The organism is Delftia sp. WY8 (assembly GCF_018437695.1).
In the GTDB taxonomy this organism is placed as follows: Bacteria; Pseudomonadota; Gammaproteobacteria; order Burkholderiales; family Burkholderiaceae_C; genus Comamonas; species Comamonas tsuruhatensis.
This window is the reverse complement of sequence record NZ_CP049795.1, coordinates 6,552,824-6,573,658: the sequence shown is the minus strand read 5'-3', so window position 1 is coordinate 6,573,658 and position 20,835 is coordinate 6,552,824. Positions and strand designations below refer to the sequence as shown.

General features: G+C 60.6%; 21 protein-coding genes. 8 read left to right on the top strand and 13 right to left on the bottom strand.

Features of this window, described 5'->3' with window-relative positions:
* Positions 1–136 precede the first annotated feature (136 nt).
* Positions 137–412 carry an H-NS histone family protein gene (locus tag G4D77_RS30100; protein WP_016447060.1) on the top strand — a complete coding sequence of 92 codons (276 nt, stop codon included), beginning with the start codon at positions 137–139 and terminating at the stop codon, positions 410–412.
* 268 nt (positions 413–680) lie between these two features.
* The gene (locus G4D77_RS30095) at positions 681–1,469 is read left to right on the top strand and encodes an Hpt domain-containing protein (protein WP_227740999.1); all 789 of its coding nucleotides are present in this window, start codon (positions 681–683) and stop codon (positions 1,467–1,469) included.
* 7 nt (positions 1,470–1,476) lie between these two features.
* Here the strand turns inward: G4D77_RS30095 and G4D77_RS30090 are convergent, their stop codons facing one another.
* The 4 genes from G4D77_RS30090 to G4D77_RS30075 are packed head-to-tail and all read right to left on the bottom strand — an operon-like array spanning position 1,477 to position 7,024.
* On the bottom strand, positions 1,477–2,169 hold the full coding sequence (locus G4D77_RS30090) for a response regulator (RefSeq protein WP_016451730.1): 693 nt from the start codon (positions 2,167–2,169) through the stop codon (positions 1,477–1,479).
* A gap of 47 nt (positions 2,170–2,216) precedes the next feature.
* Positions 2,217–5,150: a hybrid sensor histidine kinase/response regulator gene (locus G4D77_RS30085; RefSeq protein ID WP_034400259.1), complete on the bottom strand. Its 2,934-nt coding sequence runs from the start codon at positions 5,148–5,150 to the stop codon at positions 2,217–2,219.
* A gap of 25 nt (positions 5,151–5,175) precedes the next feature.
* Entirely contained in the window at positions 5,176–6,348 is a 1,173-nt protein-coding gene (locus tag G4D77_RS30080; protein WP_047217038.1) for an EAL domain-containing protein, read from the bottom strand.
* A 19-nt stretch (positions 6,349–6,367) separates the two neighbouring features.
* A complete protein-coding gene (locus G4D77_RS30075; protein ID WP_016447065.1) occupies positions 6,368–7,024 on the bottom strand; it encodes a response regulator in 657 nt (218 codons plus the stop codon).
* A 348-nt stretch (positions 7,025–7,372) separates the two neighbouring features.
* Here G4D77_RS30075 and gloA point away from each other — a divergent pair, with 348 nt between their 5' ends.
* Positions 7,373–7,822, top strand: coding sequence for a lactoylglutathione lyase (gloA, locus tag G4D77_RS30070; RefSeq protein WP_026062330.1), 450 nt, complete (start codon positions 7,373–7,375; stop codon positions 7,820–7,822).
* Positions 7,823–7,887: 65 nt separating this feature from the next.
* Here gloA and G4D77_RS30065 read toward each other — a convergent pair.
* Positions 7,888–8,696, bottom strand: a protein-coding gene (locus G4D77_RS30065; RefSeq protein ID WP_085930546.1) for an IS5 family transposase whose coding sequence is annotated in 2 segments (ribosomal slippage) — positions 7,888–8,366 and positions 8,366–8,696 — 810 coding nt in all. Because the reading frame shifts where the segments join, the coding sequence is not laid out codon by codon here.
* A 96-nt stretch (positions 8,697–8,792) separates the two neighbouring features.
* Positions 8,793–9,317 (bottom strand): OmpA family protein, encoded by a 525-nt coding sequence (locus G4D77_RS30060; protein WP_016447067.1) that lies wholly within the window; start codon positions 9,315–9,317, stop codon positions 8,793–8,795.
* A 238-nt stretch (positions 9,318–9,555) separates the two neighbouring features.
* Between G4D77_RS30060 and G4D77_RS30055 the strand changes: the two genes are divergently transcribed.
* Both G4D77_RS30055 and G4D77_RS30050 read left to right on the top strand, forming a co-directional pair.
* On the top strand, positions 9,556–10,179 hold the full coding sequence (locus G4D77_RS30055) for a gamma-glutamylcyclotransferase (RefSeq protein WP_034348165.1): 624 nt from the start codon (positions 9,556–9,558) through the stop codon (positions 10,177–10,179).
* A gap of 150 nt (positions 10,180–10,329) precedes the next feature.
* Positions 10,330–10,941, top strand: coding sequence for a superoxide dismutase family protein (locus G4D77_RS30050; RefSeq protein WP_154834234.1), 612 nt, complete (start codon positions 10,330–10,332; stop codon positions 10,939–10,941).
* A 21-nt stretch (positions 10,942–10,962) separates the two neighbouring features.
* Here G4D77_RS30050 and G4D77_RS30045 read toward each other — a convergent pair whose 3' ends face one another.
* The 5 genes from G4D77_RS30045 to G4D77_RS30025 are packed head-to-tail and all read right to left on the bottom strand — an operon-like array spanning position 10,963 to position 16,400.
* On the bottom strand, positions 10,963–11,739 hold the full coding sequence (locus G4D77_RS30045) for an SRPBCC family protein (protein WP_046985491.1): 777 nt from the start codon (positions 11,737–11,739) through the stop codon (positions 10,963–10,965).
* Positions 11,729–12,235: a (2Fe-2S)-binding protein gene (locus G4D77_RS30040; protein WP_046985490.1), complete on the bottom strand. Its 507-nt coding sequence runs from the start codon at positions 12,233–12,235 to the stop codon at positions 11,729–11,731. The genes G4D77_RS30045 and G4D77_RS30040 overlap by 11 nt, the downstream gene beginning before the upstream one ends.
* Positions 12,232–13,128, bottom strand: a complete 897-nt coding sequence (locus G4D77_RS30035; protein WP_016447072.1) for an FAD binding domain-containing protein — start codon at positions 13,126–13,128, stop codon at positions 12,232–12,234. Before G4D77_RS30035 ends, G4D77_RS30040 begins: the two co-directional genes overlap by 4 nt.
* Positions 13,121–15,415, bottom strand: coding sequence for a xanthine dehydrogenase family protein molybdopterin-binding subunit (locus G4D77_RS30030; RefSeq protein WP_126311409.1), 2,295 nt, complete (start codon positions 15,413–15,415; stop codon positions 13,121–13,123). The genes G4D77_RS30035 and G4D77_RS30030 overlap by 8 nt, the downstream gene beginning before the upstream one ends.
* Before the next feature lies 1 nt (position 15,416).
* A complete protein-coding gene (locus tag G4D77_RS30025; RefSeq protein WP_154834232.1) occupies positions 15,417–16,400 on the bottom strand; it encodes a Bug family tripartite tricarboxylate transporter substrate binding protein in 984 nt (327 codons plus the stop codon).
* 243 nt (positions 16,401–16,643) lie between these two features.
* On the opposite strand from G4D77_RS30025, the gene G4D77_RS30020 reads away from it, so the two are divergent.
* Positions 16,644–17,210, top strand: coding sequence for a MarR family winged helix-turn-helix transcriptional regulator (locus G4D77_RS30020; RefSeq protein WP_154834231.1), 567 nt, complete (start codon positions 16,644–16,646; stop codon positions 17,208–17,210).
* Between the two features lie 2 nt (positions 17,211–17,212).
* Here the strand turns inward: G4D77_RS30020 and G4D77_RS30015 are convergent, their stop codons facing one another.
* Positions 17,213–17,785 carry a nucleotidyltransferase family protein gene (locus G4D77_RS30015; RefSeq protein ID WP_154836359.1) on the bottom strand — a complete coding sequence of 191 codons (573 nt, stop codon included), beginning with the start codon at positions 17,783–17,785 and terminating at the stop codon, positions 17,213–17,215.
* 52 nt (positions 17,786–17,837) lie between these two features.
* On the opposite strand from G4D77_RS30015, the gene pdxH reads away from it, so the two are divergent.
* Positions 17,838–18,485, top strand: a complete 648-nt coding sequence (pdxH, locus tag G4D77_RS30010) for a pyridoxamine 5'-phosphate oxidase (RefSeq protein WP_017405177.1) — start codon at positions 17,838–17,840, stop codon at positions 18,483–18,485.
* A gap of 31 nt (positions 18,486–18,516) precedes the next feature.
* Here pdxH and G4D77_RS30005 read toward each other — a convergent pair whose 3' ends face one another.
* Complete coding sequence (locus tag G4D77_RS30005) at positions 18,517–19,470, bottom strand: AEC family transporter (RefSeq protein WP_154834230.1); 954 nt, start codon at positions 19,468–19,470, stop codon at positions 18,517–18,519.
* Positions 19,471–19,746: 276 nt separating this feature from the next.
* On the opposite strand from G4D77_RS30005, the gene G4D77_RS30000 reads away from it, so the two are divergent.
* On the top strand, positions 19,747–20,808 hold the full coding sequence (locus G4D77_RS30000) for a tyrosine-type recombinase/integrase (RefSeq protein ID WP_154834229.1): 1,062 nt from the start codon (positions 19,747–19,749) through the stop codon (positions 20,806–20,808).
* The last annotated feature ends 27 nt before the right edge of the window (positions 20,809–20,835 follow it).

Here is a 20,835-nt window from a genome sequence, read left to right as displayed (position 1 = left end):
CCCAAGGTTTACCTGGCAGTTTGAACGCATTCGGGACGGGCAATGGTGGTCATAGGGGGAAATAATCGAAAGCATGCAAACCGGTTCTTAAAAAACAGTTAATATTCGCGCTTCAATCCATGAAAGGCAAACTACCGTGAGCAACACATACAAAGAACTTCTGGCGCAGCGCGAAGCACTTGAGGCCCAGATCCAGACAGCACGCAAGCAAGAAGTCAGTGATGTGATCGCCAAGATTCGCGGTCTGGTTCAGGATTACGGCCTGACAGCCGACGACATTTTCACGGCACGCCGCGCCTCCTCCACCGTGGCCCCCAAGTTCCGCAATCCAGAGACAGGTGACACCTGGACCGGACGCGGCAAGCCGCCCGCCTGGATCAAGGACAAGGATCGCGCCCAGTTCGCCATCTGAAGCCCTGGATAAACGCCTCCATGAAAACAGCCTGCAGTCACTTGCAGGCTTTTTTCATTCTGGCCCCACCTGGAACGTGCACCTGAATTGGCGTGCCTGCACTTCTGCAGGGCGGCATTGCCCAGGCCTGGCCCCGTGCAATCGCGGCAAGCACGCGCACATGCCCTTAGACATGCACTGTGGATGGATGCCGTGGTTCAATCAGTCGGCCTGATCTGCATCTTGAAATTTCTCGCTGTAGAGACCGGCCCCCGACGTTCGGCCTTCCATGACAAAACAGATCTCCGCCCCGGACAGTGCCCCCACCGCACGCCGTCCTGACAAGCTACCGACCGCCTTTGGAACGACACCTGTCGCAGATGCACTCTTGCGGCCCCATCTGCCATTTTCAGGACAGCAGATTCTGTTCATCTCGTCATGCGACGATCAGCACACCCATCTGCTCCCTTTGCTCAAGGAGTGGGGTTTGGTGACCACGGCATGCCGCCATCCCACCGCGATTCGCCAGGATCGGCTACAGAAGTTCCACGTTGTCGTGCTGTGCGGGCCGAAGACTTCATGGAATGCCAAGGACGAAAACCGCCTGGTGGCAGGAGCGGCACGCATCATCGAATGTGAAGCCAGCCATCCCATGCAGCCCAGAGTGATCAATGCCCGCATCATCGCGGTATCCTGGCATTCACCGCAGGGGATTTTTGATGCGCTGACGATGGCGATCCATTCAACGCATGCCAACCCCGACAGCCTCCTGCCGACTGACGAAGTCGTTCATTTCGAGAAAATTGCGCCACCCATCAGAAATGCCTTCCTGGAATCTGCGCGCTCTTCTCTGGCAACCATCAAATCCAGCCCAAACTGCGAAGATGTGCAAAGAGAGCTTCACAACCTGTCTGGCTCACTGAGATTCTTTGATCTGGTCGAGTTGTCAATACGGTGCGCCGACCTGGAAAGCCGCATGGGCCATGATGGGCTGGCATATCACAGACATTCGCTCTCGCTGCTGGAGCTCCAGCTTGAAGCAGTCATCCAGGACATACAGGCACTGAAGGTGGAATGAACATGCATCATTGAGATCTCGATGATGTCACCCACCCACATTCCAAGGCATATTTCATAAGGTCTATGTCTCGCTCTATGCCGAGCTTTTGCATGGCCTTGACTTTTTGCGTGCTGATGGTCTTCTTGCTCCTGTTGAGCTTGGCTGCAATTTCATCAATGCGCAGGCCAGCAGCGTACAACCGCACTACCTCGGACTCCTTGGGGCTCAGCTCGGCAGGCACTCTTCTCTCCCCCTGCACTCCGCCCAACCCGCCCGCACCACCTCTTTCCAGCCGCTCGGCGATGGCTGGCGAAAAATAAACTCCGCCAGTGAATGCCGCGTGGATCGCGGGAACAAGATGCAGCACCGGATCGGCCTTGCTGACAATACTGATGTTCGAGACACGACCCAGAGCCTGGAGTATTGCCGAGTTATCCAGCATGGTCAGGACCACCAGACCCAATTTTGGGAATCTTCTCGATATATAACCGAATAAATGCAGTCCATCTCCATATTGCCCGGTCGGCATGGAGTAATCGGATACAAGCACATCAAAACCTCCCTCTTCCAGCTTTTGAATCAGATCGGTTGAATTTGAAACACTCCCATTCAATGCAATTTCTGACTCACCAGACAATTCATGCCTGACACCTGATATTATCCCAGGATGATCGTCCGCCAACAATACGGATATTTTCAGGTATTTTTTATAGTCCATGGTGCGTAAATATGAATAACCTGACACCAGCCGGCTTTCAACCTTTCTCACAAATCTTTCAGAACGTCCATGAAATTCACGAGCTCCCCATCGACCGCTCGAAAATCTCGCGCATTGACAAGAGAAGAAATCCTATCAAGCGCCTGGACTATGTCATTGAACCCTGCCACTGCAAATGCCCCCTTCATGGCATGAATTTCCCTATGCACAGCCACGAGATCTCTTTTTTCCAAGGATTTCTTCAAGGAGATCAAGGATGCTTGTGTTGTTGAGACAAGAATGTCACGGTAGCCAGAAATCTTGCTTGTTCTTGCCGGCAATGCATCCACTTGGCAAACCCCGGACTTGCCGATATTTCTATCAATGAATTCCTTGATGCTTTTCAGGGAGGCTGGTTTGACGATGATGTCAGATATGCCGAATTTGGCACATTTATCCCTTTCATGCTTGCCTGCGTTTGCCGTTATTGCCCCCACTCTAATCCCGGGGTAATCCTTACGGATGTGCTGTGCAAGCACATAACCGTTCATGCCGGGCATCTGCAGGTCGGTTAGAACCAGGTCATAGGCCAGCTGTGCCAGCATGCTCAAGGCAGATTCCCCTCCTTCTGCAGAATCGGCCTCATACCCAATGATCCTCAGCTGATCCAGCAACAGCATTCTGTTAACAGGGTGGTCATCCACCACCAGAATCCTTGCCGAGAAATCCTCTCGTTCGTCCTCCGAAAGCAGGACATCGCCATCCTCCCAAGCGACAGCGGATGATGCGGGCTGCGCATGGTATGCGGGCAGCACCAGCTCGAAAATGCTGCCTTTTCCAAGGACACTTGAAAACCGGATCTCCCCTCCCATGAGGTGGGCCATCCGCTGGCACAGCGTCAGCCCAAGTCCGGTTCCTCCAAACTTCGTGGCGATTTCCGAGCCGGCCTGCTTGAACGCATCGAAGATGAACGCATGCTGCGAATGATGAATACCTATTCCAGTATCGGATACCTTGATGTTCAGCTCGCCGGATCTGTCGGATGCATATACCTCTATTTTTCCACTCTTGGTGAACTTCAAGGCATTGCTGAGAAGATTGTTGAGTATTTGCTTGATGCGCTCAGCATCGCCAAGATATCCAGACTTCAGCGAATCATCGATGGTCAGGGAAAATTCAATTTTTGCCTCTGTCACCAAGGGTTTATAGATGGATGCCACCTGCCTGATCACGGACTTGAGATCGAATCCGGCCATCTCGACACTCATCTGACCAGACTCGACCTTCGAGAAATCGAGGACATCATTCAACAGAGACAAAAGAGAATGTGAGGAATTCGAAATGATGTCCAGCCGTGTTTTCTGCTCCATGGACAGAATGCTTCTTCCCAGTATTTCCAGATTCCCCAGTATCGCATTGAGTGGAGTGCGTATCTCGTGGCTCATTACGGCGAGAAAAGATGATTTTTCATGGTTTGCCTCTTCCGCAGCCTTCTTTGCATCCTCCAGGCTTCTTTGGACCTGCTTGTGAGCCGTGATATCGGCAAACCCGCACAACAGCACGTTCCGACCTTGGTATTTTGCCTTCACCATGATCATGGAGAGCTCTGCAATGGTTCCATCGTTGGAAATCACCACCTCGCTGGACACGGGCACATAGTCACTTTTCCCGCCACCAAGATATTTCTCCACATAAACTCTGTGGAAATAGCCGATCAATAGCTCGCCAGGGACCGGGCCACGCAGTACTGCACTCTCCTTGTATTTGAACATCATGCTGTTTTCCAACAGCATTTTTTTCTCCTTGAAATCAAGAAGACCAAGTCCGTAAGGAGCCATGGCAATGATGGTTCGACTCAGCTGCTCGGTATCGAAAACATTCTTTGCCTTTTCATATATTGGAATAAATACCTTTTCGTAGAAATATATCAAAAAACACCAGAACAAGACAATGAATATCAACGAAAGAATCAAATATACGAACGATTTTCCCTTTAGAAAAACCGCATCCTTCCACGAAAACACGTGGAGCAGAATCATGTTTGTATTCGATATCCTCGAGTAGTAATGAAAAAAACCATCCTTGTATACAGCACCATACTTGAACAGAAGATAGCGACTCACCAGGTTGCCTTGGAATTTCGATGTTTCAATATCAAAGAAATCCGCTTTGCTGTAGCCCTCTGGTTCAACACCCAGGGCAACGCTTCCCTGGGAGTCCATGATCAGAAAGGAACTTCTATCCTCACCTTGCTGCATCAGATTCTCAATATGCTGGGTAGGCATGTCACTCACCACGGTGAGAAATGGCTTGCCCCTGTGGAATGCAGAAACAACAACCTGGAACGACATTTCACCCGTCAGAATACTTTTGGTCGGGGGAAGCCAAATGGGGTGGCGCACTTGTCCGGAATGAAGTGGAACGCCTTTGTCTTTCGGCAGCCCGGCAATCTGTTGCTGAAGCTCCAAGAGCATCCGTTCCCGCTCAGGCTCATCTGGAATCTGAGGCAGGAGAGCACCGATGAACCCGCCATCCGGACTGAAGGCATATACAGATATGGCTCTTCCATCCTGAAGAAAACTGGAGTTTGCCAGGTATGCAAGCTCCTCCAGCATATCCCTGTATCGCCTGCATGCAGGCTTGTCGCCCTTATCCTCGAGCAAAACCACCGGACTCACACCCGTGATCATAGCGCCCGGCCTGCCAACTCCCGCCGGTTGCGATATATGCGCTTGCCCCCAAAGCAATTCTGATGCGATTATTCCACGCATCATGATGACCTGCTTTGTTTCTATCTCCACCAGAATTCTAGTTCTCTTGTTCTGAAAAATTGACCTTCTTTCCTCCATGAAATCATTGAACTCGAACGATGCCGCAAATAACGCGACAATGATCACAAGGAAAGAAAAGATCAGCCCCCCACCAAAAAGCAGTCTCTTGTTATATCTGGCCAGAAGCAGAAGATCTTCCTTTTCTGCAATTTCTTTTTTATGGATTTCCATCTGGACATCGATATACAGCCATTGCTCAGGCCAATGATCGCCTCATGTAGTCGATAAAATCTTTGCAGGAAAGTGCTCTGGAATACAAGAATCCCTGGGCGACATCGGCATCCATCCTCCTGATCATTCCCAGATCATCAACGTCCTCCACTCCCTCAACAACCACCTGTGCCCGAACATCTTTCGCAAGCGACACCGCTTTGCTCAGCACTCTCTTTGCATGGGCCTGGTTTCTTGCAGCATGCAGCAAAGCCTTGTCAATCTTGATCTGGTTGAAAGGAACGCTAAGCAGGCGCCCTAGGGTTGAGCCGCCCACGCCAAAGTCATCCATTGCGCACTGAAAGCCGCTCATTCGTAAATTCGCAATGACACCGCCCAGGGACTTGTCGAGATCATCCGCCCCATCTTCCGTCACCTCAAAACCGATATTTTCAGGGGAGACCCCTGCATCCCTGATTACGCGCAATGCCGAATCCATCCACTCCCAGGATGCCGCCAGGGAGGCGGATACATTGATGCTGCAGATGAACTGCCCTGAAGGTGCTGCCGATTTGATGAAAGAGATGGACTGCAGGAGCATTTGGAGAGTGAGCTCATGCATCAATCCATGGTCTCCGATGGCCTTCATGAACGCAGCAGGTGGCAACAGTTCCGTGGCCGAAATAGGCCACCGGGCCAAGGCTTCCGCCCCGATGATCCTGCCCGAGCCTGCATGATGCAAGGGTTGAAAATGGGCAACGATTTCGCCGCTGTGCAAAGCATTCGTCAACCTTGCCCTCGGGATCGGCAAGATCGTCCTGGGTTGACCCTCCGTCTTGGTCCGCCCCAGGATACGCAGCAGGAAATCCCCGTTGACCGGCACCTCTCTTGCCATTCTGGAGCGAGATATTGCACAGACGATGTTGAGTGCCAGGCTCCGGGCATAGTCAGCGACCGCATGGAATATTCTTGGTTCGCAGCTGCTGACAAGGATGATGGGAACATCCACTTCAGACAGTGCCAGATCATTGAGGAACCTCATCAGCTTTTCGCCGATGAAATCCATATCCACAAAGGCCGCATCCGCATTGGATTTCTTCAGTTCCGCCAGAAGCTCATCCGTATTGCTGATCCATTGAATGCCGTGAAAAATTCCTTGCTGTTTGCAACATTGCTGTATCCAATATGGGGCCATCGGATCGTTTGTGGCAACGATCATTCTTTTGCCATGACCGGGACTATTTTCTGGCATCAATCCATCCCATCTCTATTCCATAGCGAATGAGGTCAATGTCCTTGCGGATGCCCAGTTTATTCATGACCGCCACCTTGTGCGTACTGACCGTCTTGATGCTGCGATAGAGTTTTTTCGCTATTTCAGACACTGTCATTCCAGAAATGAAAAGGAGCAGAACTTCCTCTTCACGCTTTGACAGTTCTATCGATGTTCGTACCGCCCCGAGCCATTCGCCGCCAAGCAGTTTGCTTGCGCTCGGCGAAATGAATTGACCATCTGTGTATGCCGCATAGATCGCCGGCACCAGGCTCCCCAAAGAATCTGTTTTATGGACTATCCTGTAGATCCCCTGATTGGCAAGCGACTTGATGATCCCAATATTCTCAATCATGGTCAGCATCACGATCTTGACGCCGGGAAATCGTCGCCGGATGACATTCAGCATGACCAGGCCGTCACCATAGGTTCCGCCGGGCATTGAATAATCAGTCACCAGCACATCGCATTCGTTCTGCCTGAGAAAATTGATGATTTCCGTGGAGTTTTTCGCTCGACCCACAATCTCTATCTCATTTTTTTCCTCCAAAACACTTTCTATGCCTGCCAGAACTGCCGGATGGTCATCGGCAATCAGTATCCGCAAGACGAAATTTTTCATGACTCAAAAAATTAGCAAGAAGAACATTCCTATTCTAGGCAGTGGCGCACTAGGATTTAATTGGATTAATCTGATTTTTCCACTTCAAAATCTAAGATTTGTCTGATTTTTTGGCCCAATTGCTGCGAATTCGGGCGTCAGTCCTAGGGAGCACTCCTAGAATTCAACAGATAGTTGAATCGGTGGTTGAATGCGTTGCAGGCCAAGCATCCGGACCAGACGGGAGTCTGTGGATGGGATGCACGCGCCCGGGCAGAAGCCCGCGACCGATGCCGGGGTGGGGCTGAAGCGACCTCACCCCATGGCCGAGCGCGTGAAGAGACCGCCAAATCCCGGCACAATCCGTGGATGCGAATCCTTCACACCATGCTGCGCGTTGGCAATTTCCAGCGTTCCATCGATTTCTACACACAGGTTCTTGGCATGCAGCTGCTGCGAACCTCAGAGAACCCCGAGTACAAGTACTCGCTGGCCTTCCTGGGCTTCGAGGGCGGCAACCCTGGCCAGGCCGAGATCGAGCTGACCTACAACTGGGGTACGGAGTCCTACGACATGGGCACGGCCTACGGCCATATCGCCATTGGCGTGCCTGATGCCTATGCCGCCTGCGAGAAGATCAAGGCTTCCGGCGGCAACGTGACGCGCGAGGCCGGCCCCGTCAAGGGCGGCACCACGGTGATTGCCTTTGTGACGGATCCGGACGGCTACAAGATAGAACTCATACAGGAGAACTCACGCGCCCATGCCGGCGTGCAGCCAGCTGGCGGCGAGAAGTTCGATCCCCTGCGCAATTCCTGATCCACGCAGCCCCAAAAACAAAGGCCCGGAGCGTTCATCGCTCCGGGCCTTTGTTTTTAGACTGGCTAACACCACCGATCCACGAAGCGCGCGCAGATGATCGCTGCCGCCAATTTCAGCAGCGCTTCGTGGATATCCAGCCGTCGTTCAAAGCGGATTCGCAGCTTGCCAAAGCCTGCAAACCAGCTGTGCGTCCTCTCCACCACCCACCGGTGTTTGCCCAGCCGCTCGCTGCTCTCAATGCCTCGTCTGGCAATTCGGCCAATGATGCCCCGCTGCCTCAGGTGGGCTCGGCATCGCTTGAAGTCGTAGCCTTTGTCGGCGTGCAGCTTTGCCGGTCTTCTACGGGGACGTCCTGGCAGGCCAGCAATCGCAGGAATCGCGTCCACGCACCTCTCGAACATCTTGGAGTCGTGCCGGTTCGCGCCGCTGACCAAGATCACCAGCGGGATGCCTCTGGCATCTACGACGATGTGCCGCTTGGAGCCGAGCTTGCCTCTGTCCGTGGGGTTTGGGCCCGTTTCCTGGCCCCCCGGGGGCTTGGTACCGAGGAGCCATCAATGCTGGCCCGGCTCCAATCGATTTGGTCATGTTCACGCAAGCGAGTCAGCATGGCCTGGTGCAGCTGCTCCCAGACACCAGCGGCGTTCCAGTCGCGTAGGCGCCGCCAGCAAGTCATGCCGCTGCCGTAGCCCAGGGATTGGGGAAGGTCTTCCCATGGAATGCCTGTTTGCAGCACGAACAAGATGCCGTTGAGGGCGGCCTCATCGCTGACTGCGAGCTTGCGCGCACCGCCTTTGGCAGAAGGCACGAAGGCTGGGATCAGGGGTTGTAGCTGTCGCCACAGTTCTTTGCTAACGGGTCGTCTTGCCATGAGGGCAGCGAGCATAACTGCTCTGCGGGGGCCTGTGACGAAGTGGTGTTAGCCACTCTTAGCTGCGGCTGCTGCCAGCCGCGCTGCTGATCCGGTTCAATCCACCAGGATCACTTCCACCCGGCGGGCCTGGGCATTGCTGCCATCGGCCTGCAGTTGTTCGGGCTTCTTGAGTTCGACCTTTTCCTCGGCCACGCCCAGTGCCGACAGGGCAGCCTGGACTGCCAGGGCGCGCTTCTTGGCCAGTTCGGCGTTGAGTTCGGCGCTGCCGGTGGCGTCGTGGTATCCAGAGATCACGGCGCGCTTGCCGCCCTGCACACCAGCCACCACATCGGCCAGCGCTTCATTGGCGCCAGCCGCCAGCTCGGCCTTGGCCGATGCGAAGTAGAACTTGACCACGCCGTTTTCAACAACGACACGCGCCACGTCTTCCTCCAGGACCACAGGCGCCATCGCCGGCACAGGTGTGGCGCCGGTTGTCGTCTTTGCAGGACCATGCGCAATACCGCGCTGGTAGACCACGACACCCACGACCGTGGAGACGACGAGCGCAATCAGCGCAAACAAAAAGCCCAGGGCAAAACGTTGTTGGCTGTCGTCGTCGGATTGACTGAAGGACATGAAGCACTCTCCGTGAATGAACTGTTGAAGGAAACCAGAAAGACTGCGAAAAACCGGCCGATTGTAGAGGGCCGCCGCCAACGGCCCTGCGCACCGCCCAAGCCCCGTGATGCCACCCGGCACGAACTGTGGCGCCGCAGAGACAAAAGACCGGCCGTGCAAGTGCAACGCAGGCGCTTGTGCACCGTTTGGGCCGACAGGCGTTAAAACGTCATTGTTCCTTCACGCCACAGCGCCCATGTCCGCCCTGCCAGAATTCTCATTTGCCCGCCGAGAGTCCCAGCCCATGCTGGACGAGGCGCTGCACCGATGGGGCGGAAGCGACGACCTCTGGATCTTTGGCTACGGCTCGCTGATCTGGCGGCCGGATTTCGATTTCTGCGAACGCCGCACGGCCCGTGTCTTTGGCTGGCACCGGGCATTGAAGATGTGGAGCACCATCAACCGCGGCACGCCCCAGAATCCTGGATTGGTCTTTGGCATGCTGTCCGGCGGCAGTTGCCAGGGCATGGTGTTCCGCATTCCCCGGCACCACGGCCATGACGTCATGAGAAAGCTGTGGCAGCGCGAGATGGCCAATGCCGTCTATGACCCCCGCTGGCTGCCCTGCCGCACCGGCCAGGGCACGGTGCAGGCGCTGGCGTTCACGCTGTCCCGTCAAAGCCCCAATCACACGGGCGAGCTGGCGCCCGAAGACTATCGCCGCATCTTCAGCGAGGCCAAGGGCATCTATGGCAGCACGCATGACTATGCGCGCGCAACCTTCGATGAACTCAAGCGCCTCGGCATCCGGGACCGCGCCTTGCAGCGCCTGCTCAGCTACGCGGGCCAGCCTGAAGCGGGTGCGCAAGCCTCGCGCTGACGCTTCGATGCGATTGATACGCTGATGCGCGCAGGCGCACAACGCTGCCCTCTCCGACATATCCACCGTATTGCACGCTGCAAGATGGCGGCTGCGCGCAATGCGCCTCACAACTTTCCCAGCACGGATATCAACCAGGAGATTGCCACCATGCGTTTGAACGCTTCCCCATCCACCCCGTCCACCGCCGTGAAGCTGCTGATGGCAACCGGCATGGTGCTGGCCCTTGGGGCCTGCGGCAGCCAGGCCAAGCCTCCTGCCGCAGCCGCGGCGTCCACCCCGGCAGCCGTCACCGCAGCCCCTGCCGCCCGCAACGTGGCCATGGCCCAGCTGCAGCCCACGCAAGGCAGCAAGGTCAGCGGCAGCCTGCAGTTCACTGCCCAGGCCGATGGCAGCGTGCGCATTCAGGGCTCGGTTCAGGGGCTGGCGCCCAACAGCGAGCATGGCTTTCATGTCCATGAGAAAGGCGATTGCTCCAGCCCTGATGGCCTGAGCGCGGGCGGCCATTTCAACCCCACCGGCCACGCCCATGGCCGCTTCGATTCCGCTGTCCACCACGCAGGGGATCTGCCCAGTCTGCGGTCCGACGCGCAAGGCATGGCCAGCATAGATTTCGTTTCGCGCGGCCTGGCACTGGATCAGAGTCCCAACAGCGTGGTGGGCCGCGGCCTGATCGTGCACAAGGACCCTGACGACTACACCACGCAGCCCACCGGCAATTCCGGGGCGCGCCTGGCCTGTGCGGTGATCACGCGCGGATGATGTGCTCGGCCGGGTCTGCGTTCAGCGCAGGCAGTCGCGCAGCCACGCCGCGCACTGCTCGGCGCGCGCGCCCGGCCATTGGACGCTGACCGTGGTATCGCCACGGCGCAGCTCGACATGAATGGTGTCGGCAGCGCCCGCGCTGCCCTCACCGCTCAAGCTGCCGATTAGCCGTCCCCACCAGCCACGGCCCCGCAGGTCTTGGGCCGTGGAGGAGAGCTCCGAAGCTGGCGCTGGTGCTGGCGAATTCCGGGCTTGCGCCACCGTTTCCCCGGCTGGCTCGGAGGCCGGCGCGGGCGCGACAGGTGCAGGCGCCTGCACGGTCGCCTTGCCCGCAGCGGGCTCCCCTCCCCCGCCTTCGAGCCGCGCGGCCAGATTGTTACCGAACTCCTCCCATATTCGGTCGGCCTTGGTCTTCATCACGCTCAGGCCGAATGCGCCCAGACGGCCCAGCAGGTCCACGTCGATCTTGATGCGCAGGTCGGTGCCTCCATCCGGCGTGGCGCTCAGGAAGATTTCACTGCGCTGCTTGAGCGAGCTGGCCACCGAGGTGTCTTCTCCCGTTCCTTCCACGCGCAGATACTCGGGAGCGCGTTGCTCGACGATGCGTGTGCGCAGCTTGAATCTGGCGCTGATGAAGGAGATCTTCTGGTGCATCACCGCCACGTATTCGGTGGGGCTGACCACTTCGATGGACTGCATGCCCGGCACGGCACCTCCCATGACCTGGGGATCGAGCAACAAGGCCCATACCCGCTCTCGCGAGGCCGAAACAGTCAGGGTTTTCTCAATTTCCATGCATTTTCTCCGCGGCCACAAGGACCGATTCCACGATCTGGGTGTAGCCCGTGCAACGGCACAGGTTGCCGTTGAGGCCATGGCGAACTTCGTCCGCGCCGGGAAGGGGGTTGCGCCCCAGCAGATCGCAGGCGGCCATGATGAAGCCCGGTGTGCAGTAGCCGCACTGCAGGCCGCCGCATTGCATGAAGCTTTGCTGCAGCGGGTGCAGGCGTTGTGAGGGGTCTGCGCCCGCATCCCCAGCAATACGGTCGGCCAGGCCTTCGATGGTGGTGAGCGCGCGGCCCTGGACCTGCACGGCCAGCAGCAGGCAGGACTTCACCACTTCGCCATCCAGCAGCACCGAGCAGGCGCCGCACACGCCCGTCTCGCAGCCGCGCTTGGTGCCCGTCAGGTGCAGGTCATCACGCAGAAAATCCGACAGCAGCCGGCGCGCAGGCACGTCCACGCTGCAGGGCTCGCCGTTGACGGTGCATTCGATGCGATGTCGGCTCATGCCAGCTCTCCTTGTTCCAGTGCCAGGTCCAGGCCAAACAGTTCGGCCACGGTGCGCCGCACGTTGACGCGCACCATTTCTCGGCGGAAATCCGCCGAGCCGCGCAGGTCCGAAACCGGTGTGATGTCGGCCGCGACGATGTCACCCGCCTCGGCCGCCAAGGCCCAGGTGAGGGCACGGCCTTCAAGAAAGCCCTCGGCGCGCCGCTGGCGCACGGGTATGGGCGTAGAGGCGCCCACGACGAGACGCGCGTCGCGGCAGATGCCCCCGGCGGTGTGCGCCACCAGGGCCACGCTGGCCAGCGGCCGGTGTTCGGCCGCTGTGCGCAGAAAGCGCGTGTACACACCGCTGCGCCGGTCGTCTCCTTGCCCCATGGGCGGCACGCGGATCTCGCTGACGATCTCGTCGCCTTCCAGCGCCGTGGCGTAGTAGTCGACCAGGAAGTCCTCGATGTCCAACAGGCGCTCGCCTCTTGCGCTGGCCAGCACGATCTGGGCGCCCAATGCCATCAGGCAGCCGGGCGGGTCGGTGGAGGGGTCGGCATAGCAGAGATTGCCACCCACCGTGCCCTGATTGCGCACCTGCGGGTTGGCCATGCGCTGCGCCATGCCGGCCAGGACAGGATAGTGATGCGACACCAGCGGCGAGGCCGCCAGTTCGGCATGGCGCACCAGGGCGCCGATACGCAGGCCACGCACCGGGTCGAAGTCCAGGCCGCGCAACGCATCGATGCCAGCCAGCGAGACCAGGTGCGTGGGCGCGAGCATGCGCTGGCGCATGCCCAGCATCAAGGCCGTGCCGCCGGCGATCACGCGGCAGTCCTCGCCCAGTTCGGCCAGCAACCGGCTGGCCTCCGCCACCGAGGTGGGCTCCAGGAAGTCGAAGTCATGCATGACGGCCCTCCTCGGCGCGTGCGTGCAGCGCCGCCAGGATTTTTTCGGGCGTGATCGGCAGATCGCATATGCGCACGCCGATGGCGTCGTACACGGCGTTGGCGATGGCAGGCGCTCCCGGCAGGATGGCGGTTTCGCTGGCCCCTTTGGCGCCATAGGGGCCGTTGGGGTCGTTGGACTCGACAAAGCCGCCGCGCAGCAAGGGCACGGCGTCGGCCGTTGGCATGGTGTAGTCGGCGAAGTTGCCGTTGGCCAGGCGCCCGCCTTCCAGGTGCAGTTGCTCGTAAAGGGCCCAGCCCATGGCCTGGACGGTGGCCCCGTTGGTCTGCCCATGGATGGCGACGGGGTTCAGCGCCTTGCCGCAGTCGTCGGCCACATAGCTGTCAAGCACCCGGACCTGGCCGGTTTCCGTATCGACCTCGACCTCCACTGCCTGGGCCGCGAAGGAATAGGCCGGCGCGATGTTGCCGTGCAACTGGGCGTCGTGCATCTGCGTCTGGGCATCCCAGGTGTGGCTGACCTGTATGCCCTCGCCGCCATGGCGCCAGATGTGCTGGCGTGCGAGCTCGGCCATGCCTGCCGCACGGTCGGTGCCGCGCACGCGCACCTGACCATCGGCCAGCTCCAGGTCGTCGACCTGCGCCTCCAGCACGACGGCGGCCAGGGCCAGCAGCTTGCTGCGGACCGCCTGCGCGGCACCTATGGCGGCATTGCCTGCAGCCATGGTCACGCGCGAGGCCAGCGAGCCTATGGCGAAGGGCGTGCTGTCCGTGTCGGGTGCGGCCACGCGGACCTGCGACAACGGCAGCGTGAGTTCATGGGCGACGATCTGGCTGAGCATGGTGGCCGCGCCCTGGCCCATGTCGCACTCGCCACTGAGCACAAGCACCTGGCCATCCTCATGGATGCGCACCACCACGGTGGAGCCGTCCCAGTTGCCCATGGTGCGGTTGCCGCTGACATGCATGGCCGCAGCCATGCCCACGCCCCTGCGGCGGGCGCCAAGGGCCTGGCGGGGGCGGGCGCGCTTGCCGCGCCAGTCGATGGCATCGGTGGCCTGGTCTATGCACTCCTTGAGGCCGGCGCTGCCGATCTTCCAGCCATGCACTGTCACGTCGCCGGCTTGCACTGCATTGAGCTTGTGGACTTCGGCCGGATCCAGCCCCAGCTGCTCGGCCATGATGTGGATGTGGCTGTTGAGCGCGAACAGCATCTGCGTACCGCCAAAGCCGCGGAACGCGCCGTGCGGCGGGTTGTTGGTATAGACCAGGGTGGCGTGCGATCGGACGTTGCCCTGCCTGTGCATGTTGTCGCTGCGCATGGCACTGACGTGCATGACCTCGGCCGACAGACCCGCATAGGCACCGCACTCGGCAACGATGTGCACCTGCTTGGCGAGGATGCGGCCATCACGCGCCATGCCCAGCTTGAGCGTGATGCGCTCGGGGACGCTGGAGCAGCAGGCCAGGAAGTCCTCCAGCCGGTTGTTGACCAGGCGCACGGGCCGCCCGGTGCGCAGGGCCAGCAGGCCCGCCACGAGCTGGTTGTCGTCCTCGACGATCTTGCCGCCAAAGCCGCCGCCCGTGGTGGCCTGCACCACGCGGATGGCGGACACCGGCAGCTCCAGCGCCGCCGCCAGCCGGGCACGCGCCAGGAAAACCGACTGCGTGGAGGTCTGTACCAACAGGCGGCCATCGGCGTCGATGGAGGCCAGGGTGGCCATGGGTTCCAGGTAGCCCGGGTACTGCGCATGCGTGGTGTACGTGGCTTCGTGAACCAGATCAGCTGCGGCGAATCCGGCATCTGCATCGCCGCGCTCGAAGCGGATCTCGTGGGCGATGTTGCCCCGGCCCGGATGAACGCCGGGCGCTTCTTCATCCAGGGCTTCCTCGGGCGACAGGATGGCGGGCAGTTCTTCGTACTCGACCTCGATCAGGTCCAGCGCATCGCGGGCGATCTCTTCTGTGGCGGCAGCCACGGCTGCCACCTCTTCCCCCGCAAAGCGCACCAGGCCGTCGGCCAGGATGCGCCGCTCCTTGTGGCTCACGCCCCAGGGCGTGCGCGGTGCATCTGCCCCGGTCAGCACGGCTTTCACACCGGGCAGCGCACGCGCTGCAGCAATGTCGATGCGCACGATGCGCGCATGCGGATAGGGGCTGCGCAACAGCTTGGCATGCAGCATGCCCGGCAGCTTGAGGTCGCCCGCGTACTGGGCACGACCTAGTACCTTGGACAGCGCCGTGACCTGGGCCGTCTCGCGGCCCAGCGTGGAATTCGAGGTATTCATGTCATTCAGCGGTGATGCCGAGTTCGCGGATCACCTTGCCCAGGCGCTCGTAGTCGGCAGCGTTGACATCGGCCAGCACCTGCGGCGACCCGCCCACGGGCACGGCACCGAAGGTGGCCATCTTTGCCGCCACCTCCGGCATCCTGAGGATCTCGTTGAGATGGGTGTTCAAGGTCTGCACCACGGGGGTCGGCGTGCCCTTGGGCGCGAAGAAGCCATTCCAGGCACCCGCGGCGATGTCCCTGTAGCCCAGTTCCGCCAGCGAAGGCACATCGGGCAGCAGGGGCGAACGCTTCGGGTCGGTCACGGCCAGCGCGCGCAGCTTGCCCGCCTGGATGTACTGGGCCACCGGCCCCAGCGTGACGTAGGCCAGTCCTACATGGCCCGCTGCCACATCGTTGACGGCCGGTGCCACGCCGCGATAGGGCACATGCTGAATGCTCACTCCGGCAACGCGGTTCAGCCACTCGGCACCTATGTGCATGGGCGAGCCTGCGCCGGGACTGGCGTAGCTGAGCGTCTTGCCGGCCTTGGCCGCAGCCACCATGTCGGCCACGCTTTTGAATCCCGTGGAGGGATGGGCCACGAGCAGCACGGCCTGGCTGGCGGTCTGCACCACGGGGGTGAAACCTCTCAAGGGGTCATAGGTCGCGGCAGTAGGGAGCCTCATCACCATGGGGGCGATGGTGAAGGGGTTGGGCGTGAACAGCAGCGTGTAGCCATCGGGCACGGCCCGCGCAACCAGGTTGTTGCCCACGGTGCCGCCCGCCCCGGGCCGGTTGTCCACCACCACGGGCTGGCGCAGACGCACCGTGAGCTTTTCGGCGAACAGGCGCGCCATGGCGTCCGTGTCACCACCTGCGGGATAGGCGACCACCACGGTGATCGGCCTGGCGGGGTAGTCCTGTGCAAATGCCGGACCACAGACAGCGGTGGCAAAAGCCAATGCTGCAATGGTCAGGCCTTGCCGACGATGGAGGGTCATCACTGGCTCCTTTGAAAGCGCGGACATGCATCGGTCAGATACGGGCATGGCAGCTGGGGCTGGCTATGGGATGAATTTATACGATTCATCCATGAAACATTGATCCTCAAAAGAATCAATAACGATTTTCTCCAGTAAGTTGATGAATCAACTTACCGAAAACACCGATTGACCTCTATTGATTTCTCAAAAGAAATTCCACAAGACAAACGTCAGGCAGCCTGTGAAACAATTGATGGGAACATGTCCATCCCACCTTCTCCTCTCCCTGTGCCCAGCACGCCCGCAGGCAATCCCTGGTCCCACCTTGACGAGGCAGGCAGCAGCCTGACCGTCGATGCCTTTCTGACCACGCTGATGAGCCAGGTGGGCAATGCGCTGCGGCGCACCATCACCGTGCCCTATGCCGATACGGCGGGCTTGACGGTTTCGGAGTGGCGGCTGTTGGCCCTTGTCGCGCATGCAGGCGAGTTGCCGTTCAGCGCGCTGGTGGTGCAATCCACTTCGGACAAGGCCCTGGTGAGCCGGGCGCTGCGGCTGCTCGAGGAACGCGGCCTGGTGGCCCTGCTGGCGCAAGGCTCCACTCCACGCAAGAAGATCCTGTGCTCCATCACGCCTGCGGGCCGGCAGTTGCATGACGAGGTGATGCCCGTGGCCCGACAACACCAGGCCGCTGCTCTGCTGGCGCTGACGCAGGAGGAACGGGAGGTGATGTATCGGGCCTTGCTCAAACTGCGCGGTTATTGCCAAGGCGGCCAAGCCGACCCAGCGACCGAAGGCGGCCCCGCTACGGCAGACGGCGAAGCCTGAATTCAGCCCACTTCAGGCCGGTTCTGCAGCAACACCTCAGCGCGCGCCAGATCGTCCAGCGTATCGATGTCGGTGAGCACACCAGCATCGTCCACATCGACCTGAACCACATGTCCGGCTTCGCGCAGCGCCTTCAGCACAGGCGCCCCGCCCTTCTCTCCGCTCAACGCCATGAGCACCGCGCCGCATGCGGCGCCGAAACCCACGGGATGTCCACGCTCGCCTTGATGGACAGGCTGGGCGGCTCGGGCCCCCGCATGCAATGCATCGGCCACTTTCAGCAAGGTCTGTGGACTCACCAGCGGCAGATCGGCCGGCAAGACCAGCCAGCCTGGCGCATCGGCTGTGGCACGCACGGCCGCAGACAGCGAATCGCCCATTCCGGGGTGGCCCGCATCTTCCAGATGCCAGGGCAGTCCGCTGGCGCGGACGGCGGCCAGTGTGTGTTCCAGCACGGTGCTGCCGCCCAGCGGCGCGGCGAGCTTGTGCATGGCGCCGCCCGACGCGCGGAAACGCTCGCCACGGCCCGAGGCGAGGATGATCACGCAGGGGCGGCCTTTGAAGTCTCTGAGCATGCGCAACTCTAGCGCAGCAAATGGGAGGTCGGGCGCAGGCACAATGCAGGCCATGAGCAGCATTTCCACCTCGATCGCCGATCTGCGCAAAAGCTACGAGCGCGCGGAACTCAGCGAATCGGCCTCCCTGGCCGATCCGCTGCAGCAGTTTGACCAATGGCTGCAGGAAGCCCTGAGCGCCCAGGTGCCCGAGCCCAATGCCATGACGCTGGCCACCGTGGGCGGCGACCTGCGGCCCAGCACGCGCATCGTGCTCATCAAGGGCTATGACGAGCGCGGCCTGGTCTGGTACACGAACTACGACAGCCGCAAGGGCCAGCAACTGGCGGGCAACCCCTTTGCCGCGCTGCAGTTTCACTGGGTGGAGCTGGAGCGCGTGGTGCGCATCGAAGGTCGGGTGGAAAAGGTCAGCGAGGCCGAAAGCGACGCCTACTTCAACAGCCGCCCGCTGGACTCTCGCATTGGCGCCTGGGCCAGCCCGCAAAGCCAGGTCATCAGCGGGCGCAGCGTACTGGTGGCCAATGCGGCCAAGTACGGCGCGCAGTTCCTGCTGAACCCGCCACGCCCGCCGCATTGGGGTGGATTCAGGCTGGTGCCCGAGCGCTGGGAATTCTGGCAAGGCCGCAAGAGCCGGTTGCACGACCGCCTTTGCTACCAGCTTGAAGCTGGAACCTGGCTGCGCCAGCGCCTGGCGCCCTGATCCCCTCGATTGCTGGCGCTGCTGAAACCCATCAGCCCGGCAGGCGCTGGGCCAGCCACAGCATCAGCGGCACGGTAAGCAAGGCCAGCGCAGTGGACACCGCGATGCTGGCGGACACCTCCTCCTGCATCACGCCATAGCGCTGCGTGAACAGGAACACGTTGGCCCCCACGGGCAATGCAGCCGCCGTGAACATCACGACCACCGGCAGGCCGCCCAGACCGAAGGCCCAGGCCAGCGCAAGCATCAGCAGCGGATGCACCAGGTTCTTGACCAGCGCGATGCCAGCAGCCTCTCGCAAGTTCTGGCCCACCCTGGTGTAGGCCAGTGTCACGCCGACCAACAGCAGCGCCATGGGGCCCAGCGCCTGGCCCAGGACCTGCAGGGACCGGTCCACCGCTTCGGGCAGCACCAGCCCAGTCTGAGCGAACAGCAAGCCAGCGAGTATGGGCAGCGGCACAGGATGCACGATGCCGTTGCGCACGGCCTGCAGCACCGTGCGCCACATGGGGCGCGGTGCGCTTTGGCCGCAGCGCTGGCGTTCGTGGGCCTCGGCCAGCTCGAACACGATGGTGGCTGCGGTCAGCAGGATCAGCGCATGCAGCGAGACCAGGGTGAACAACGTGACAAGCCCTTCCTCCCCGTAGACCAGCCCCACCAGCGGCACGCCGATCATGACGGTGTTGCTGAACATATTGGCCAGCCCCCGCGCGGCCGAGCGCGTGGAAAAACCGCCCAGCACCATGGACACCACGAAGATCAGCGCAGTCGCCAGGAAATACAGGGCCACGGGCTGAAAGTCCAGCTCCTGTACCCGCACCGCACCCATGGTGCGAAACAGCAGCGCCGGCGTAAGCACCAGAAACACAAGGTTGGACAAATCCTTGATGGCTGTGGCACGCACCCAGGCCAGCCGGGCGGCAAGAAAGCCTGCTCCTATGCAAAGAATGACAGGGATGAGGGAGGCAAAGACGGGAGAGTTCACTGAAGCAGGACCGGGAAGCTGCGCCTGCGCAGGCTTGCGGCGCGCGCAGATTATGCGCCGCAGACCCGGCCCTGCCTCGTTCAGGCGTCGTCCCGGGCCTCGAAGGCCCGGCCAGCCTCCACGGACGTGCCAAGGCTCAGATTCATGCCGAACAGCCCCCTTTTCTGGCGACTTGTCGCCACTGACATTCATCAGCCGATAACAAGGTTGCCACTCAACTTCATGTAAGTTACATTGAACATCCCTATTGGTTGATTCGTTTTGCTCTAGACGCCCATGACTTCATCACCATCCCAGGCACCCGCTGCCGGCAAGCCGCCGTCCACTGTCCCCGACGGACTGGCCCTGTTCCGGCATTGGCTGGAAACCGAGGGCACCAAGGGCTGGGATGCCCTGGACACGGCGCCCGACAGCGGCTACGAAAAGGTATGGCGTGCCTGGCTGCGCAGCCTGGGCGATGCGGGCATCCCAGCCAAAGAAAGTTCCCCCTCCCCCACCACGCCGAAAGGCAAAGTCAACGCAAAGGCCCGCGCCTGGCAACAGGCCACCGCCGTGGATGTCCAGAATTTCCTGCGCCCGCGCGAAGGCCAGTTGTCGGGCCACCAGCCCGGCCGCCGCATCAGCGAGGTCACGCGCAGGCGCTACTGGCGCCTGCTGGAACGCATCTACGACCATGCGCTGGACCACGGCTGGGTCAGCGCCAATCCCGCCGCAGGGTTGGCTCCGCAGGAGCGCCCCCCTGCCGAAGACGGCCAGGGCCATTGCCTTCCCGCTCCGCTGTGGAATGCCCTGCCCCGCCACATTCCGGTGGCAGATGGCTTTCAGTCAGCGCGCGACCGCGCCATCTTGCTGCTGCTGTACGAACTGGCGCTGGCGCCCGAGGAGGTGCGCGGCCTGTGCTGGCGCGATGTGCAATGCGCAGGACCAGGCGATGGCCTCCCCTGTCAATTGCATATCGATGGCGCACGCGCCGCGCAGCAGCGCACGCTGGATCTGTCGGAAACGGTGGTGAAGGCGCTGCAGGACTGGAAAGGTTTCAGCGCCGGCCAGCGCGGGCCGGAGGCCGTTCAACCCGATGCCACGGTCTTTTATTCGCGCGAGGGGCAGCCGCTGTCGGTGCGCGTGCTGTTCCATGTGGCCTCGCAGCTGATACAGCGTGCCCATGCGGCCCAGCCCGCTTCTGCCCAGAAGGCGCCGCTGCATCGGGTCGGGCCGCAGGTGCTGCGCAACACGGCCATCGTGCAGTGGTTGCGCGCGGGCCGTGCCGAGACCGAAGTGGTGCAGTGGATAGGCGTCGACAGCACACGCGCCCTGCGCCATCTGCAGCATTACCTGTAGCAGACGGCGCGGGAGCGCAGCGCGGGC

What these genes read in the sequence shown, in the direction of transcription:
- G4D77_RS30060 (WP_016447067.1), bottom strand. Translation starts at nt 9,317, where the DNA reads ATGTCCTTCAGTCAATCCGACGACGACAGCCAACAACGTTTTGCCCTG.
- gloA (WP_026062330.1), top strand. Translation starts at nt 7,373, where the DNA reads ATGCGAATCCTTCACACCATGCTGCGCGTTGGCAATTTCCAGCGTTCC.
- G4D77_RS30085 (WP_034400259.1), bottom strand. Translation starts at nt 5,150, where the DNA reads ATGGAAATCCATAAAAAAGAAATTGCAGAAAAGGAAGATCTTCTGCTT.
- G4D77_RS30080 (WP_047217038.1), bottom strand. Translation starts at nt 6,348, where the DNA reads ATGATCGTTGCCACAAACGATCCGATGGCCCCATATTGGATACAGCAA.
- G4D77_RS30025 (WP_154834232.1), bottom strand. Translation starts at nt 16,400, where the DNA reads ATGACCCTCCATCGTCGGCAAGGCCTGACCATTGCAGCATTGGCTTTT.
- G4D77_RS30015 (WP_154836359.1), bottom strand. Translation starts at nt 17,785, where the DNA reads ATGCTCAGAGACTTCAAAGGCCGCCCCTGCGTGATCATCCTCGCCTCG.
- G4D77_RS30090 (WP_016451730.1), bottom strand. Translation starts at nt 2,169, where the DNA reads ATGGACTATAAAAAATACCTGAAAATATCCGTATTGTTGGCGGACGAT.
- G4D77_RS30000 (WP_154834229.1), top strand. Translation starts at nt 19,747, where the DNA reads ATGACTTCATCACCATCCCAGGCACCCGCTGCCGGCAAGCCGCCGTCC.
- G4D77_RS30095 (WP_227740999.1), top strand. Translation starts at nt 681, where the DNA reads ATGACAAAACAGATCTCCGCCCCGGACAGTGCCCCCACCGCACGCCGT.
- G4D77_RS30020 (WP_154834231.1), top strand. Translation starts at nt 16,644, where the DNA reads ATGTCCATCCCACCTTCTCCTCTCCCTGTGCCCAGCACGCCCGCAGGC.
- G4D77_RS30030 (WP_126311409.1), bottom strand. Translation starts at nt 15,415, where the DNA reads ATGAATACCTCGAATTCCACGCTGGGCCGCGAGACGGCCCAGGTCACG.
- G4D77_RS30035 (WP_016447072.1), bottom strand. Translation starts at nt 13,128, where the DNA reads ATGCATGACTTCGACTTCCTGGAGCCCACCTCGGTGGCGGAGGCCAGC.
- G4D77_RS30040 (WP_046985490.1), bottom strand. Translation starts at nt 12,235, where the DNA reads ATGAGCCGACATCGCATCGAATGCACCGTCAACGGCGAGCCCTGCAGC.
- G4D77_RS30045 (WP_046985491.1), bottom strand. Translation starts at nt 11,739, where the DNA reads ATGGAAATTGAGAAAACCCTGACTGTTTCGGCCTCGCGAGAGCGGGTA.
- G4D77_RS30050 (WP_154834234.1), top strand. Translation starts at nt 10,330, where the DNA reads ATGCGTTTGAACGCTTCCCCATCCACCCCGTCCACCGCCGTGAAGCTG.
- pdxH (WP_017405177.1), top strand. Translation starts at nt 17,838, where the DNA reads ATGAGCAGCATTTCCACCTCGATCGCCGATCTGCGCAAAAGCTACGAG.
- G4D77_RS30055 (WP_034348165.1), top strand. Translation starts at nt 9,556, where the DNA reads ATGTCCGCCCTGCCAGAATTCTCATTTGCCCGCCGAGAGTCCCAGCCC.
- G4D77_RS30075 (WP_016447065.1), bottom strand. Translation starts at nt 7,024, where the DNA reads ATGAAAAATTTCGTCTTGCGGATACTGATTGCCGATGACCATCCGGCA.